The organism is Pseudomonas sp. WC1, assembly GCF_050586565.1.
Taxonomy (GTDB): Bacteria; Pseudomonadota; Gammaproteobacteria; order Pseudomonadales; family Pseudomonadaceae; genus Aquipseudomonas.
Window position 1 is genome coordinate 52,772 of the sequence record NZ_JBOBDQ010000005.1, and the last position, 15,801, is coordinate 68,572.

General features: G+C 65.4%; 11 protein-coding genes. 8 read left to right on the forward strand and 3 right to left on the reverse strand.

What is annotated here, in order from left to right:
* Positions 1-11: 11 nt before the first annotated feature.
* The 6 genes from ACQ4OD_RS03525 (at position 12) to ACQ4OD_RS03550 (ending at position 10,718) form a co-directional block, all read left to right on the forward strand.
* Positions 12-1,292, forward strand: a complete 1,281-nt coding sequence (locus tag ACQ4OD_RS03525) for an MdtA/MuxA family multidrug efflux RND transporter periplasmic adaptor subunit (protein WP_110699251.1) — start codon at positions 12-14, stop codon at positions 1,290-1,292.
* Positions 1,289-4,387: an MdtB/MuxB family multidrug efflux RND transporter permease subunit gene (locus ACQ4OD_RS03530; protein ID WP_430943886.1), complete on the forward strand. Its 3,099-nt coding sequence runs from the start codon at positions 1,289-1,291 to the stop codon at positions 4,385-4,387. The genes ACQ4OD_RS03525 and ACQ4OD_RS03530 overlap by 4 nt, the downstream gene beginning before the upstream one ends.
* Positions 4,384-7,494 (forward strand): multidrug efflux RND transporter permease subunit, encoded by a 3,111-nt coding sequence (locus ACQ4OD_RS03535; protein ID WP_430943887.1) that lies wholly within the window; start codon positions 4,384-4,386, stop codon positions 7,492-7,494. The genes ACQ4OD_RS03530 and ACQ4OD_RS03535 overlap by 4 nt, the downstream gene beginning before the upstream one ends.
* Entirely contained in the window at positions 7,491-8,975 is a 1,485-nt protein-coding gene (locus ACQ4OD_RS03540; RefSeq protein ID WP_430943888.1) for an efflux transporter outer membrane subunit, read from the forward strand. Before ACQ4OD_RS03535 ends, ACQ4OD_RS03540 begins: the two co-directional genes overlap by 4 nt.
* Before the next feature lie 136 nt (positions 8,976-9,111).
* Complete coding sequence (locus ACQ4OD_RS03545; RefSeq protein WP_110699243.1) at positions 9,112-9,921, forward strand: substrate-binding periplasmic protein; 810 nt, start codon at positions 9,112-9,114, stop codon at positions 9,919-9,921.
* A gap of 116 nt (positions 9,922-10,037) precedes the next feature.
* Positions 10,038-10,718, forward strand: coding sequence for an alpha/beta hydrolase (locus ACQ4OD_RS03550; protein ID WP_139671258.1), 681 nt, complete (start codon positions 10,038-10,040; stop codon positions 10,716-10,718).
* Between the two features lies 1 nt (position 10,719).
* Here ACQ4OD_RS03550 and ACQ4OD_RS03555 read toward each other — a convergent pair whose 3' ends face one another.
* Positions 10,720-11,001: a hypothetical protein gene (locus tag ACQ4OD_RS03555; protein WP_046855739.1), complete on the reverse strand. Its 282-nt coding sequence runs from the start codon at positions 10,999-11,001 to the stop codon at positions 10,720-10,722.
* Between the two features lie 319 nt (positions 11,002-11,320).
* On the opposite strand from ACQ4OD_RS03555, the gene ACQ4OD_RS03560 reads away from it, so the two are divergent.
* Positions 11,321-13,408 carry a putative bifunctional diguanylate cyclase/phosphodiesterase gene (locus ACQ4OD_RS03560; RefSeq protein WP_198754330.1) on the forward strand — a complete coding sequence of 696 codons (2,088 nt, stop codon included), beginning with the start codon at positions 11,321-11,323 and terminating at the stop codon, positions 13,406-13,408.
* Here the strand turns inward: ACQ4OD_RS03560 and ACQ4OD_RS03565 are convergent.
* The gene (locus tag ACQ4OD_RS03565; RefSeq protein ID WP_110699237.1) at positions 13,405-13,668 is read right to left on the reverse strand and encodes a DUF1652 domain-containing protein; all 264 of its coding nucleotides are present in this window, start codon (positions 13,666-13,668) and stop codon (positions 13,405-13,407) included. The genes ACQ4OD_RS03560 and ACQ4OD_RS03565 overlap by 4 nt on opposite strands.
* A gap of 291 nt (positions 13,669-13,959) precedes the next feature.
* Here ACQ4OD_RS03565 and ACQ4OD_RS03570 point away from each other — a divergent pair, with 291 nt between their 5' ends.
* Positions 13,960-15,189 (forward strand): pyridoxal phosphate-dependent aminotransferase, encoded by a 1,230-nt coding sequence (locus ACQ4OD_RS03570; protein ID WP_198754329.1) that lies wholly within the window; start codon positions 13,960-13,962, stop codon positions 15,187-15,189.
* Here ACQ4OD_RS03570 and ACQ4OD_RS03575 read toward each other — a convergent pair.
* Positions 15,106-15,762 carry a DUF1345 domain-containing protein gene (locus ACQ4OD_RS03575; RefSeq protein ID WP_102683921.1) on the reverse strand — a complete coding sequence of 219 codons (657 nt, stop codon included), beginning with the start codon at positions 15,760-15,762 and terminating at the stop codon, positions 15,106-15,108. The two genes, ACQ4OD_RS03570 and ACQ4OD_RS03575, sit on opposite strands and share 84 nt — an antisense overlap.
* Between the last annotated feature and the right edge of the window lie 39 nt (positions 15,763-15,801).

A 15,801-nucleotide genomic window follows, 5' to 3' on the forward strand; every position in this document is an offset into this window, starting at 1 on the left:
TCGTTCGACCCATGCAAGCCTCCAATTCCCGTTCCCCTCGTCGCTGGCTGTTCGGCCTGCTGATCCTGCTGCTGGTGGCCCTGCTGGCCTGGTGGCTGTGGCCCGCAACGACCGCCCATAAAGAGGGTGAAGGGCATCGCCCGGGCAAAGGCATGGGTGGGCGGCCGGGTTTCGGCGCCTCCACCGAAGCGGTGCCGGTGCGCGTCGAGCCTGCGCGGGTGGGTGACTTCCCGCTGTACTACAAGGCCCTTGGCACCGTGACCGCGACCAACACGGTCAATGTGCGCAGCCGGGTGGCTGGCGAGCTGGTGAAGATTCATTTCAAGGAGGGCCAGCAGGTCAAGGCCGGCGACCTGCTCGCCGAGATCGACCCGCGCAGCTACCGTATCGCCCTGCAGCAGGCCGAAGGCACCTTGGCGCAGAACCAGGCTCAACTGAAGAACGCCCAGGTCGACCTGGCTCGTTATAAAGGCCTGTATGCCGAAGACAGCATCGCCAAGCAGACCCTGGACACCGCCGAGGCACAGGTCGGGCAATTCCAAGGGCTGGTCAAGACCAACCAGGCGCAGGTCAACGACGCGCGCCTGAACCTGGAGTTCACCCAGATCCGTGCGCCGATCAGCGGTCGCCTGGGCCTGCGCCAGCTGGACGTGGGCAACCTGGTCGCCGCCAACGACACCACGGCGCTGGTGGTCATCACCCAGACCGAGCCGATCAGTGTCGCCTTCACGTTGCCGGAAACCCAGCTCGACACCGTGCTCGCCCGCTACCGCAGTGGCGCCAGCCTGCCGGTGGAAGCCTGGGATCGTGGCGATCAGAAGCTGCAGTCCACCGGCGTGCTGGGCAGCCTCGACAACCAGATCGACACCGCCACCGGCACCCTGAAGTTCAAGGGCACCTTCCAGAACGCCGACCATGCCCTGTTCCCCAACCAGTTCGTCAATGTGCGCCTGCTGGCCGACACCCTGAAGCAGGTGGTACTGGCCCCGGCCGCGGCCATCCAGTTCGGCAATGACGGCACCTTCGCCTATGTGGTCAACGCCGAGAGCACGATCAACATCCGCCCGCTCAAGGTCGGTGCCAGCGATGGTGAGAACAGTGTGATCGTCGAGGGCCTGGCCGCCGGTGACCGCCTGGTGCTGGAAGGCACCGACCGCCTGCGCGAAGGCTCCAAGGTCGAGGTGGTCGAAGACAGCTCGCAAGTGCCGACCACCCCCGGCCAGCATCTGCAGGGGCAGGGCGCCAAGGGCTCGGCGCAGGCCGGTGAACCAGGCTCCAAGGCGGGCGCATGAACCTCTCGCGCCTGTTCATCCTGCGGCCGGTCGCCACCACGCTGAGCATGCTGGCCATCGTCCTGGCCGGCCTGATCGCCTACAAACTGCTGCCGGTGGCGGCCTTGCCCCAGGTCGATTACCCGACCATTCGCGTCATGACCCTGTACCCCGGCGCCAGCCCCCAGGTCATGACCAGCGCCGTTACCGCACCCTTGGAGCGTCAGTTCGGGCAGATGCCGGGCCTCGAGCAGATGGCCTCGACCAGCTCCGGCGGCGCCTCGGTGCTGACCCTGCGCTTCAACCTCGACATGAACATGGATGTCGCCGAACAGCAGGTACAGGCCGCGATCAACGCCGCCAGCAACCTGCTACCCAGCGACCTGCCGGCGCCGCCGGTGTACAACAAGGTCAACCCGGCCGACACGCCGGTGCTGACCCTGGCCATTTCCTCCAAGACCATGCCACTGCCCAAGCTCAACGACCTGGTCGATACCCGCGTGGCGCAGAAGATCGCGCAGATCAGCGGCGTCGGCATGGTCAGTATCGCCGGCGGCCAGCGCCAGGCCGTGCGGATCAAGGTCAACGTCGACGCGCTGGCCGCCAACGGCCTCAACCTGGACGACGTGCGCACCCTGATCGGCGCCTCCAACGTCAACCAGCCCAAGGGCAACTTCGACGGCCCGACCCGGGTGTCGATGCTCGACGCCAACGACCAGCTGCGCTCGCCGGCCGAATACGCCAATCTCATTCTCAAGTACAACAATGGCGCGCCTCTGCGCCTGAAGGACGTCGCCGAGATCGTCGACGGCGCCGAGAACGAGCGCCTGGCCGCCTGGGCCAACCAGAACGAGGCGGTGCTGCTGAACATCCAGCGCCAGCCCGGCGCCAACGTCATCGAGGTGGTCGACCGGATCAAGGAGCTGCTGCCGTCGATCACCGACAACCTGCCGGCGGGCCTCGACGTCAGCGTGCTCACCGACCGTACCCAGACCATCCGCGCCGCCGTGCGCGACGTGCAGCACGAGTTGCTGTTCGCCATTGCCCTGGTGGTGATGGTGACCTTCCTGTTCCTGCGCCGGGTCTCGGCCACGATCATCCCGTCGATCGCCGTGCCGCTGTCGCTGATCGGCACCTTCGGGGTGATGTACCTGGCCGGTTTCTCGGTCAACAACCTCACGCTGATGGCCCTGACCATCGCCACCGGTTTCGTGGTGGACGATGCCATCGTCATGCTGGAGAACATCTCCCGGCATATAGAAGAGGGCGAGACACCGCTGCAGGCCGCGCTCAAGGGCGCGAAACAGATCGGTTTCACCCTGATCTCGCTGACCTTCTCGCTGATCGCGGTATTGATCCCGCTGCTGTTCATGGCCGACGTGGTCGGGCGGCTGTTCCGCGAGTTCGCCATCACCCTGGCGGTGGCCATCCTGATTTCCCTGGTGGTGTCGCTGACCTTGACGCCGATGATGTGCGCCCGGCTGCTCAAGCGCGAGCCCGAGGAGGAGGAGCAGGGCCGCTTCTACCGTGCCAGCGGCGCCTGGATCGACTGGCTGATCAAGCACTACGCCAGTGCCCTGACCTGGGTGCTCAAGCGCCAGCCGTTGACGCTGCTGGTGGCCGTGGCAACCCTGGCGCTGACCGTTGTGCTCTACCTGATGGTGCCCAAGGGCTTCTTCCCGGCCCAGGACACCGGGGTCATCCAGGGGATTTCCGAGGCGCCGCAGTCGACCTCGTTCGCCGCCATGAGTCAACGCCAGCAGGCCCTGACCGAGGTGATCCTGCAGGACCCGGCGGTGCAGAGCCTGTCTTCGTACATCGGTGTGGATGGTGACAACGCCACCCTCAACAGCGGCCGTTTGCTGATCAACCTCAAGCCCCATGGCGAGCGCGACGTGACGGCAGCCGAGGTGATCAGCAGGTTGCAGCCGCAGCTCGACAAACTGGTCGGCATCCGCCTGTTCATGCAGCCGGTGCAGGACCTGAGCATCGAAGATCGGGTCAGCCGCACCCAGTACCAGTTCAGCCTCAGCTCCCCGGATGCCGACATGCTCGCCGAGTGGAGCGGCAAGCTGGTGCAGGCACTGAAGGACCGCCCGGAGCTGCAGGACGTGGCCAGCGATCTGCAGGACAAGGGCCTGCAGGTGTACCTGGTGATCGACCGCGACATGGCCAGCCGCCTCGGCATCACCGTGGCGCAGATCACCAACGCCCTGTACGACGCCTTCGGCCAGCGGCAGATCTCGACCATCTACACCCAGGCCAGCCAGTACCGCGTGGTGCTGCAGTCGCAGACCGCGGCCAGCCTCGGCCCGCAGGCCCTGGAAGCGGTCCACGTCAAGGCCGCCGACGGCGGCCAGGTGCGCCTGTCGGCCCTGGCGCGCATCGAGCAGCGCCAGGCCCAGCTGGCCATTTCGCACATCGGCCAGTTCCCGGCGGTGATGATGTCGTTCAACCTGGCCCATGGCGCGTCCCTGGGCGAGGCGGTCAAGGTGATCGAGCAGGTGCAGCAGGACATCGGCATGCCGATCGGCGTGCAGACCCGTTTCCAGGGCGCCGCCGAGGCGTTCCAGGCTTCGCTGTCGAGTACCCTGCTGCTGATCCTTGCCGCCGTGGTGACCATGTACATCGTGCTCGGCGTGCTCTACGAGAGCTACATCCACCCGGTGACCATCCTCTCGACGTTGCCTTCGGCGGCGGTAGGGGCGTTGCTTGCGCTGCTGCTGAGCGGCAACGACCTGGGCATGATCGCCATTATCGGCATCATCCTGCTGATCGGCATCGTCAAGAAGAACGCAATCATGATGATCGACTTCGCCCTCGAGGCCGAGCGTCATCAGGGCATGAGCCCGAGTGATGCGATCTACCAGGCTGCGCTGCTGCGTTTCCGGCCGATCCTGATGACCACCCTGGCTGCGCTGTTCGGCGCGGTGCCGCTGATGCTCGCCACCGGTTCCGGCGCCGAGCTGCGCCAGCCGCTGGGCCTGGTGATGGTCGGCGGCCTGTTGGTGAGTCAGGTGCTGACCCTGTTCACCACGCCGGTCATCTACCTGTACTTTGACCGCCTGGCACGTCGCTGGCGCCCGGTTGACGATGCGCGGCAGGCCGAAGCATGAACCTGTCCGGACCGTTCATTCGCCGGCCAGTGGCCACCATGCTGCTGAGCCTGGCGATCATGTTGCTGGGTGGGGTGAGTTTTGGCCTGCTGCCGGTGTCGCCGCTGCCGCAGATGGATTTCCCGGTGATCGTGGTGCAGGCCAGCCTGCCTGGGGCCAGTCCCGAGGTCATGGCGTCCACCGTGGCCACGCCGCTGGAGCGCAAGCTCGGCGCCATTGCCGGCGTCACTACCCTGACCAGCAGTTCCAACCAGGGCTCGACCCGGGTGATCATCGGCTTCGAGCTGGGCCGCGACATCGATGGCGCGGCACGCGAGGTGCAGGCAGCGATCAACGCCACTCGCAACCTGCTGCCCAGCGGCATGCGCAGCATGCCCACCTACAAGAAGATCAACCCGTCCCAGGCGCCGATCATGGTGCTGTCACTGACCTCGCAGGTGCTGTCCAAGGGCAAGCTGTACGACCTGGCCGACACCATCCTGTCCCAGAGCCTGTCTCAGGTCAGCGGGGTAGGGGAAGTGCAGATCGGCGGCAGTTCGCTGCCGGCGGTGCGCATCGAGCTCGAGCCGCAGTTGCTCAACCAGTACGGCCTGTCCCTGGACGATGTGCGCACCGCCGTGGCCAATGCCAACCAGCGCCGGCCCATGGGCTTCGTCGAGGACAGCGAACGTAACTGGCAGGTACGCGCCAACGACCAGCTGGAGCAGGCCGAGGACTACAAACCCATCGTCATCCGCCAGCAGAATGGCTCGATCCTGCGCCTGTCGGACGTGGCCAAGGTCAGCGATGGCGTGGAGAACCGCTACAACAGCGGCTTCTTCAACGACGAGAGCGCGGTGCTGCTGGTGGTCAACCGCCAGACCAACGCCAACATCATCCAGACCGTCGAGCAGATCAAGGCCGAGCTGCCGGCGTTGCAGTCGCTGCTGCCGGCCAGCGTCAAGCTCAACGTGGCCATGGACCGCTCGCCGGTGATCAAGGCCACCCTGAAGGAGGCCGAGCACACCTTGCTGATCGCCGTGGTGCTGGTGATCCTGGTGGTCTACCTGTTCCTCGGCAACTTCCGCGCCTCGCTGATTCCGAGCCTGGCGGTGCCAGTGTCGCTGGTGGGCACCTTCGCGGTCATGTACCTGTGCGGATTCTCGCTGAACAACCTGTCGCTGATGGCGCTGATCCTTGCCACCGGCCTGGTGGTGGACGATGCCATCGTGGTGCTGGAGAACATCTCCCGGCATATCGAGAAGGGCGAGAGCCCGATGCGGGCCGCCTACAAGGGCGCGCAGGAGGTCGGTTTCACCCTGCTGTCGATGAACGTCTCGCTGGTGGCGGTGTTCGTCTCCATCCTGTTCATGGGCGGGATCGTGCGCGGGTTGTTCAAGGAGTTCTCGATCACCCTGGCGGCGGCGATCATCGTCTCGCTGGTGGTGTCGCTGACGCTGACGCCGATGCTCTGCTCGCGCTGGCTCAAGGTCCATGGCCCGCAGCAGCAGACCCGCCTGCAACGCTGGAGCGACCGTATCCACCAGCGCATGGTCGCCGGCTACGACCGGAGCCTGGGCTGGGCGCTGCGCCACAGGCGCCTGACCCTGCTCAGCCTGCTGGCCACCATTGTGCTCAACATCGCCCTGTACGTGGTGGTGCCCAAAACCCTGATGCCGCAGCAGGACACCGGCCAGCTGCAAGGCTTCATCCGCGGCGACGACGGCCTGTCGTTCACCGTGATGCAGCCGAAGATGGAAATCTACCGCCGCGCCCTGCTCGCGGACCCGGCCGTGGAGAGCGTCGCCGGCTTCATCGGCGGCAACAGCGGCACCAACAATGCCTTCGTGCTGGTGCGCCTGAAGCCGATCGGCGAGCGCAAGGAAAACGCGCAGAAGGTGATCGATCGCCTGCGCAAGGACTTGCCGAAGATCCCTGGCGGGCGTCTGTACCTGATGGCTGACCAGGACCTGCAACTCGGTGGCGGCGGTCGCGACCAGACCACCTCGCAGTACCTCTATACCCTGCAGAGCGGCGATCTGGCCGCTCTGCGCGAGTGGTTCCCCAGGGTCACCGCCGAACTGCGCAAACTGCCCGAGCTGACCGCCATCGACGCTCACGACGGCGCCGGCACCCAGCAGGTGACCCTGGTGGTCGACCGTGACCAGGCCAAGCGCCTGGGCATCGACATGGACATGGTCACCGCAGTGCTCAACAACGCCTACAGCCAGCGGCAGATCTCGACCATCTACGACAGCCTCAACCAGTACCAGGTGGTGCTGGAGATCAACCCGAAGTACGCCTGGGACCCAAGTACCCTGGAGCAGGTGCAGGTGATCACCGCCGATGGCGCCCGGGTGCCGCTGTCCACCTTCGCCCGCTACGAGAACAGCCTGGCCAACGACCGCGTCAGCCACGAAGGGCAGTTCGCCTCCGAGGACATCTCGTTCGATGTCGCCGAAGGCTACAGCCCAGACCAGGCCCTGGCCGCGCTGGAGCGGGCGGTGGCCAAGCTTGGCCTGCCCGAATCGGTGATCGCCAAGCTCGGTGGCGATGCCGACGCCTTCACCAAGACCGCCGAAGGCCAGCCGTTCATGATCCTAGGCGCTCTGGTGCTGGTGTACCTGGTGCTGGGCATCCTCTACGAGAGCTACATCCACCCACTGACGATCCTCTCCACACTGCCTTCGGCCGGGGTCGGCGCCTTGTTGGCGCTGTACCTGACCGGTGGCGAATTCAGCCTGATCTCGCTGCTGGGGCTATTTCTGCTGATCGGCGTGGTGAAGAAGAACGCCATCCTGATGATCGACCTGGCCCTGCAGCTGGAGCGCCATGAAGGCCTGTCACCGGAGGAGTCGATCCGCCGTGCCTGCCTGCTGCGCCTGCGGCCGATCCTGATGACCACCCTGGCCGCGATCCTCGGCGCGCTGCCGCTGCTGCTCAGCCGCGCCGAGGGCGCCGAGATGCGCCAGCCGCTGGGCCTGACCATCATCGGCGGCCTGGTCTTCAGCCAGATCCTCACCCTCTACACCACGCCTGTGGTCTACCTGTACCTCGATCGCCTGCGCCACCGGTTCAACCGCTGGCGCGGCGTGCGCACCGACGCTGCCCTGGATACCCCGCTATGAACTTTGCCCACACCCGAATCCATCGTGCCCTCAGGCTGCTGACCCAAGGGCGCGGCTCGCGCCTGGTCAGCGCCGGGTTGTGCGTGGCCATGCTCAGCGCCTGTACCTTGAGCCCGGACTATCACCGCCCGGAGATCAGCACCCCGGCGCAGTTCAAGCAGGCCCAGGGCTGGACCCAGGCCAACCCGTCCGATGCCATCGCCCGCGGGTCTTGGTGGGAGCTGTATGGCGACAAACAGCTCGATGCCCTGGTGGAAGAGCTCAACCGCAGCAACCAGACGGTGGCGCAGTACGAGGCGCAGTACCGCCAGGCCCAGGCACTGGTGCGCAGCAGCCGCGCCGCGCTGTTCCCCTCGTTGAACCTCACCGCTGGCAAGAACCGTTCGGCCCAGGGCACCGGGAGCTCCAGCTCGAGCCTGTCGAACAACAGCAGCGGCATCCGCAACACCTACAACGCGCAACTCGGCGTGAGCTGGGAGATCGACCTGTGGGGCAAGCTGCGTGAAGCCATGAACGCCAACGAAGCCAGTGCCGACGCCAGCTTGGCCGATATGGCGGCCATTCGCCTGAGCCAGCAGTCGGAACTGGTGCAGAACTACCTGCAACTGCGGGTGATCGACGCGCAGAAACGCTTGCTCGAGGCCACGGTAGCGGCCTATGAGCGGTCATTGAAGATGAACGAGAACCAGTACCGCGCCGGGGTTGCCGGGCCAGATGCCGTAGCCCAGGCGCGTACCCAGCTCAAGAGCACCCAGGCCGACCTGATCGACCTGGCCTGGCAGCGCGCGCAGTATGAGAACGCCATTGCCGTGTTGATGGGCAAGGCACCGGCCGACTTCGCCCTGGCGGCGACCCGCGACATTCCGGCGTTGCCGCAGGTGCCGGTGTCGCTACCGTCGCAGTTGCTCGAGCGCAGGCCCGACATCGCCTCGGCCGAGCGCAAGGTCATGGCGGCCAACTCCAATATCGGCGTCTCCCGGGCAGCGTACTTCCCCGACCTGTCCCTGAGCATGAATGGCGGGTACTCCAGTAGCAGTTTCAACAACTGGATCGAGCTGCCCAACCGCTACTGGTCCGTCGGCCCGCAGTTGGCGTTGACGCTGTTCGATGCCGGCAAGCGCAGCGCCGAGGTGGACCGCACCGTGGCGGTGTACGACCAGACCGTGGCGCAGTACCGGCAGACGGTGCTGGATGGCTTCAAGGAGGTGGAGAACTACCTGGTGCAGCTCAAGGTGTACGGCGACGAAGCCGTTGTCCGGCAGGAAGCGCTCGAGGCGGCGCGGGAGTCGTTGCGCTTGACCGAGAACCAGTACAAGGCCGGGTTGATTGGTTACCTGGACGTGGTGAACGTGCAGACCACGGCGCTGAGCAGTGAACGCAGCGTGTTGACGCTGTTGCAGGGGCGGCTGGTGGCGAGCGTGCAGTTGATCGCAGCGCTGGGCGGAGGCTGGGATGCCCGGACGGAGTTGGCCGAGCAGTGACCTGCTGTTGGCGACTTTGCCCGTGACGCTGTACCGCATCACAGTTCGCCACATGGCACGTGGCGTTCGGCCATTTCTCGTGCAAACTGTGTAAGGCCACGTCGTCGGTGGCGTAATCCATTGCACGAGGAGCGCCATGAGCGGACGTTGTCTGGGCCTGTCTGTGTGGTTGTCGTGCCTGCTGGCCGTGGTTCCACTGCGCGGCTTTGCCGCGGACAACTGCCAGCACCTCACCGCCACCGGCAACCCGGAGTACCCACCTTATCTCTGGCGCGACCCGCATAACCCCGCGCAACTGATCGGCGCCAATGCCGACTTGCTGAAGCAGGTGGCCAAGGACCTCGGCCTGGTGGTGGATGTGATGTATGTCGGGCCGTGGTCCAGGGCGCAGGAGGAAGTGAGCAGCGGGCGCATCGACATGCTGGCCGGCTACTTTCGCACCCAGGCGCGCGAACTGCTGACCGACTTCATCAGCCCGCCATTCCTGTTCAATTCCAGCGTGGTCTGGGTGCGCAAGGGCGAAGGCTTCGCCTACAGCGACTGGTCCGACCTGAAAGGGCGACGAGGCGGGACGCTGGTCAACAACAGCCATGGCCAGGCGTTCGACGACTACGCCCGGGCGCAGCTCGACCTCGAAGCGGTGCCCAGCGTTACCCAGGCTTTCCAGAAGCTGCTGCTCAAGCGCAGCGACTACGTGATCTTCGAGCAGTACCCCGGCATGGCCCTGGCGCGCGCGCTGGGCAAGGAAAAGGAACTGGAGGTACTTGAGCCGCCGGTGTCCAGCGAAGGGCTGTACCTGGCGCTATCGCACAAGTCGGGTTGCAACCAGCCGGCGCTGCGCGAAGCGCTGGCGCGCAAGATGCGGGAGCTGGTGGCGGGGCCCTTGCCCGAGCAGCTGGTGGCCGAGAACCTGGAGCGCTGGCAGCGTCAGCAGGCCGGCAAGTGAAGCGATTGCGTCATTAGTCGGCACCCTGTCCGATGCCTTTGATCTAAGGCCACGTTCTCTTGGGCCTATGCTGTTGTGGCGAAACCCCATCCTTGTTTTCTCGCGAAGGTATTCTCATGAGCCAGCCTACTGTCGTGCTTGTACACGGTTTTTGGGGCGGGGCCGCCCACTGGGGAAAGGTGATTGTCGAGCTGGCGCGCAAGGGCATCAAAGACGTGCGCGCCGTGGAGCTGCCTCTGACGTCCTTGGCCGACGATGCCGAGCGCACCCGCAAGATGGTGGCGCAGGCGCCAGGCGAGGTGCTGCTGGTAGGGCACTCTTATGGTGGGGCGGTAATCACCGAGGCCGGCAACGCCGCGAACGTGAAGGGACTGGTCTTTATCGCGGCCTTTGCCCCAGACGCAGGTGAAAGCCCTGGTGGGCTGACACAGCAGCATCCACCCATCGCGGTAGCGAACCTTGCGCCGGACAGCGATGGCTATCTGTGGATCAAGGCCGACAAGTTCCACGAAAGCTTTTGCCAGGATCTGTCGGTTGATGAGGCATGGGTCATGGCGGTGACGCAGAAGGCGCCGCTGGCGAGTACCTTCGCTGACACCATCAGCGACCCGGCCTGGAAGCACAGGCCCTCGTGGTATCAGATTTCCAGCCAGGACCACATGATCGCCCCGGTCAATCAGCAAATGATGGCCGCGCGCCTGCAGGCGCGCAAAGTCATCACCTTGGATGCCAGCCACGCGTCACTGGCTTCGCGGGCAGGTGAGGTGGCCGCGCTGATCGAAGAAGCGTTAGGGTAGTTCAGCTCTTGCACTTGGCCACGACGACCTGGCAGGTCCGCGGCGTGCCCCCGGACCTGCCGGCATAGCGCATGCAACTGTCCAGCGACTTCCTGCTCGCCATGGCCAGTGTCGGACCGAATGCCAGGCCACCTTCGCCGCTGCTGGGCAGCGCCTTGGCATAGCAGTTGGAGCCTTGGGCGGCGTAGCGGGTGCTGGCGTGCTTGTTCGAACAACCGGTCGAAAAGGACAGGGTGATGGCGAGCAGGGCGAGCGGCACTGCATGCCTGGGCAGGGTGGCCATTGCAGGCTCCGGGAACGGCGTGGTGGTGTGTTGAGCTTAGCCGGAGTCGCTTCGCTTGGCTTGGTGTTTCTCATGGTCAGGGATCTGCAGGAGGTGCCTGATCAATGGGTTTGCCCGCGATCAACGGCATCAGCAGAAGCAAACGACAAGTGGCAATATGCCTTCAGCTACTCGCGCAAAGGCTCTAACCCCTTCACTGCGGGGCTTGCGAGCGGCTTTTGGATCCATCGAGAAGCGCGAAAACCCCGTGCGTTTCAGCAAAGCTTGAGTACAATCATCGGCTTTTCCCGGGCCCCCCGGTTCGTTCCTGGACGTGCGAATGCTGATCGGTAGCTACTCCTCCTCGCTGGTGTTGATCTCGCTGTGCGTGGCCATCCTTGCCTCTTACACGGCCCTGGACCTGACCGGGCGCATTGCCACGGCCAAGGGCCGGGCGGTGTACCTGTGGATGGGCGGCGGGGCATTGGCCATGGGTATTGGCATCTGGTCGATGCACTTCATCGGCATGCTGGCGTTCAGCCTGCCCATCGAGCTGGGTTACGACACTCTGCTGACTGGCCTGTCGTTGTTGATCGCGGTGGCTTCGTCGGGCTTCGCCCTGTGGCTGGTGAGCCAGCCGAAACTACCGTGGCTGCAACTGGCCTTCGGTGCCTTGATCATGGGCACCGGCATCGCCTGCATGCACTACATGGGCATGGCCGCACTGCGCATGCAGCCGGGCATCGACTACGACCCGACGCTGTTCAGCGCCTCCCTGGCCATTGCGGTGGGCGCTTCGGCGGCGGCGCTATGGATAGCCTTCCGCCTGCGCCAGCACACGCCCTATGTACGGCAGATCCGTGGCGTGGCGGCGGTGGTGATGGGGGTCGCCATCGTCGGCATGCACTACACCGGCATGGCGGCGGCCAACTTCCCGGCGGGCAGCTTCTGCGGCGCACTGGCCACGGGGCTCGCGGGCGACGGCCTGGATTACCTGGTGCTGATCACCACCCTGGCAGTGCTGGCGGTGGCCTTGCTGACTTCGGTGCTTGACGCTCGGCTGGAGGCGCGCACGGCGGAATTGGCGCGCTCGCTGACCCTGGCCAACCAGGAACTGACCCAGCTGGCCCTGCATGACACCCTGACCGGGCTGCCCAACCGCACGCTGCTGGCCGACCGTATCGACCAGGCCGTCGGCCGCGTGGCGGAGCAGGGCGGCTGCTTCGCGCTGATGTTTATCGACCTCGACGGCTTCAAGCCCGTCAACGATGCCTTCGGCCACCATGTTGGCGACCTGCTGCTCAAGGCAGTGGCGGCGCGTTTGCGCGGCCACCTGCACAGCCAGGACACCCTGGCGCGCATCGGCGGCGACGAATTCGTGCTGCTGGTGGAGCTGGACGAGCCGGACGACGCCATGAATGTCGCGGCCAAGCAGGTCAACCTGATGGCCAGGCCGTTCCGTGTGGCCGAACACGACCTGCAGCTGTCGGCGAGCTTGGGCATCGTGCTGTATCCCGGCAATGGCCTGGACCAGCACGAACTGCTGCGCAACGCCGACGCCGCCATGTACCACGCCAAGAGCGCCGGCAAGAACGGCTACAGCTTCTTCGATGCGTCCATGAACAGTAACGCGCGCCAGCAGCTGCAACTGCTGCAGGACCTGCGCACGGCCCTGGAGCACGGCCAGTTCCGCCTGCACTACCAGCCCAAGTTCGACGCCGTGCAGCGTCTGCCCATCGGTGCCGAGGCCTTGCTGCGCTGGGAGCACCCGCAACATGGGTTGATGCTGCCGGACCGTTTCATCGGCCTGGCGGAAAAGACCGGGCTGATCATCCCGATCGGCGAGTGGGTGCTGGGTGAAGCCTGCCGGCAGATGCGCCAGTGGCTGGATCAAGGTAATGAAGGGTGGCGGATCGCGGTCAACCTGTCGGCCATTCAGTTCTGCCACGCCGGGCTGGTCGACAGTGTGGCAAGGGCGCTGGATGTAAATGACCTGCCAGCCAATCGCCTGACCCTGGAAATCACCGAGACCACCGCCATGCGCGACGCCGACGCCAGCCTGCACGTACTGCAGCGCCTGTCGGACATGGGCGTGGACCTGTCCATTGATGATTTCGGCACCGGCTACTCAAGCCTGATGTACCTCAAGCGCCTGCCGGCCAACGAACTGAAGATCGACCGTGGCTTTGTGCGGGACCTGGAGCAGGACAGCGATGATGCGGCGATCGTCTCGGCCATCGTCGCCCTGGGCCAGGCACTGGGTCTGCGCATTGTCGCCGAAGGCGTGGAAACCGACCGCCAGCAGGACTTCCTCACCCGCCTGGGTTGCGATTCGCTGCAGGGTTATCTGCTCGGCCAGCCGGTGCCGCCGGAGCAGTTCATGGCAGGGCTCCAGGCGCTCAAGGCACGCCAGGCCCAGGTAGGCTAGACCACGCTGCGCAAAGGGCTGGCAAGCAGGTCGAAGGTTTCCATCTCGGCCTCCACGGCCTCGATGATGCGCTCGACATCGGCGGCGTGCATGATGGTTGCGCAGGGGATGCCGGCAATGGCCAGCAGGGTTTCGCCGGTGGCACGGTCGAACAGCCGGGCGACCATGCTGCGCGGGGCATCCATGCTGGCTTCGAAACCCAACGGATGAAAATGCCAACGCATCACCTGGCAGGCGTTGGGGAACGTCATCTTGTTCATGCCAGCCTCCTTGTTCGTGAACGTGGTGATTGCAAAGCGGTAACAGCCTAGGCCGTCCTGGCCGTCAGGACTCTAACCTTAGCACCTGCCATGGCAGTATTCGCTGGAAAATATGGCAGATGTACTAATGCATGACGGCGGTCACAGTCCTGTCACGATGAACGGTGGGCGCGTAGGGCCAGGCAAACGTTTTCCTCGTGGGCCTGCGCCTGGCAGCCAGCAGCGCTCTGCTATGTTTACCGTCAGCGCTTTTCGGACCAGCGGTGCCGGCCGGCAGACAGGGAGACAGTCATGCGGTATTCCACGCTCACCCAACGCATCGCCGGTCACGCAGCCGCGGCCTGGGATATTCACTACCAGGCCCTTGAGCAGCGCCGCCAGGGGCGCGAGATCTTCCTGCTGTCGGTGGGCGATCCAGACTTCGACACGCCAGCCCCGGTGGTCGAGGCCGCCATTGCCAGCCTGCGTCGGGGCGAAACCCATTATAGCGATGTGCGCGGCAGCCTCGCCCTGCGCCAGGCGGTGGCGCGCCACAGCCAGCAGACTATTGACGCCGAGCGGGTGGTGGTGACCGCCGGGGCTCAGTGCGGGCTGTTCGCGACCTTCCAGTGCCTGTTCGAGGCCGATGACGAGGTGATCGTCGCCGAGCCCATGTACGTCACCTATCACACGGTATTCGGTGCCTGCGCCGCGCGCGCCGTGCAGGTGCCGGTGCGGCCGGAGCAGGGGTTCCGCCTGGACCCAGCGGCCGTGGCCCGGGCGATCACGCCGCGTACTCGCGGGCTTCTGCTCAACAGCCCGCACAACCCCACGGGGGCGGCAATCGGCCTGGCCGATCTGAAGTGCCTGGCGCGGTTGTGCGAGGAACACGACCTGTGGCTGATCTGCGACGATGTCTACCAGTCACTGCTGTACGACGGCGAGGCACCGAATCCGCTGGGCCTGCCGGGCATGGCCGAGCGCTGCGTGTCGATCGGCAGCCTGTCCAAGTCCCACGCCATGAGTGGCTGGCGCGTCGGCTGGGTGATCGGGCCGCCGCAGTTCGCCCGGCACCTCGGCAACCTGGTGATGAGCATGCTGTTCGGCCTGCCGGAGTTCGTCATGCAGGCGGCCTGCGTGGCTCTGGATCAGGTTGGAGATGAGGTACGGCGGATGCGAGAGGTGTACCGGGCGCGGCGCGACCGGGTGTGTGCCTCGCTTGAGGACTGCCCCGGCATCCATGCGCATCAGCCAGCCGGGGGCATGTTCGTGATGCTCGATGTCCGTGGCACCGGGCTCAGCGCCCAGGCATTCGCCCAGCGTCTGTTGAACGAAGAGGGTGTGGCGCTGTTGCCGGGTGATGGTTTCGGGCCCAGCGCAGCGGGGCATGTGCGGCTGGGATTGGTGCTCGAGGCGCAGGTGCTGGCACAGGTATGCCAGCGCATCCGCAACTGTGCCTCACGCGCCCTGGCCGAGCAACCCGGCCGCGATATTGATGGTGAAGCCCAGGATCGCCGTATTGAACACGAAGCCTACCAGTGAATGGGCCAGCACCACCCGACGCATGGCCCGTCCGCCGACGCCGATGTCGGAGGTCTGCACGGCGACATTGATGGTGAACGAGAAGTAGTGAAAGTCCCAGTAGTCCGGGTTGCGCTCGCCATCGGCAAAGCGCAGCGGGGGCTCATGGCGGTCACCGGTGTAGAACAGCCGGGCATAGTGCAGGCTGAAGATGCAGCCGATCAACAACCAGGAACCAGCCACCGTCAGCCCGGTGTACAGGTAGTGCAAGGCCAGGGCACTGCCTTCCAGGCCGCGGCTGGACACCAGTTGCAGGGTGACCGCCGCCAGGCTGGCGATGGCCGAGACGCACACGGTGATCAGCACCAGGCCGGCGTTTTCATCTTCGATGCGAGCGACCTTGCGCACCCGCTCGGCATTGGCCCGCAGGCTCAGCCACAGGACCATGGCCAGGTAAAGCCAGACGCCGATGTTCCAGCCGACGAGGATATGCTGCACGGTATCGCCGGCGGGGATCAGCCAGCCGCCGAGCAGGCCGGCCAGGGTGGCGATACTCAGGCGTGGGTGAGTGCGGGTGAGGTGGTGGAAGGCCATGCGGTCCCTTGGCGGTTGAACGTGGCTTCAACTGTAGAC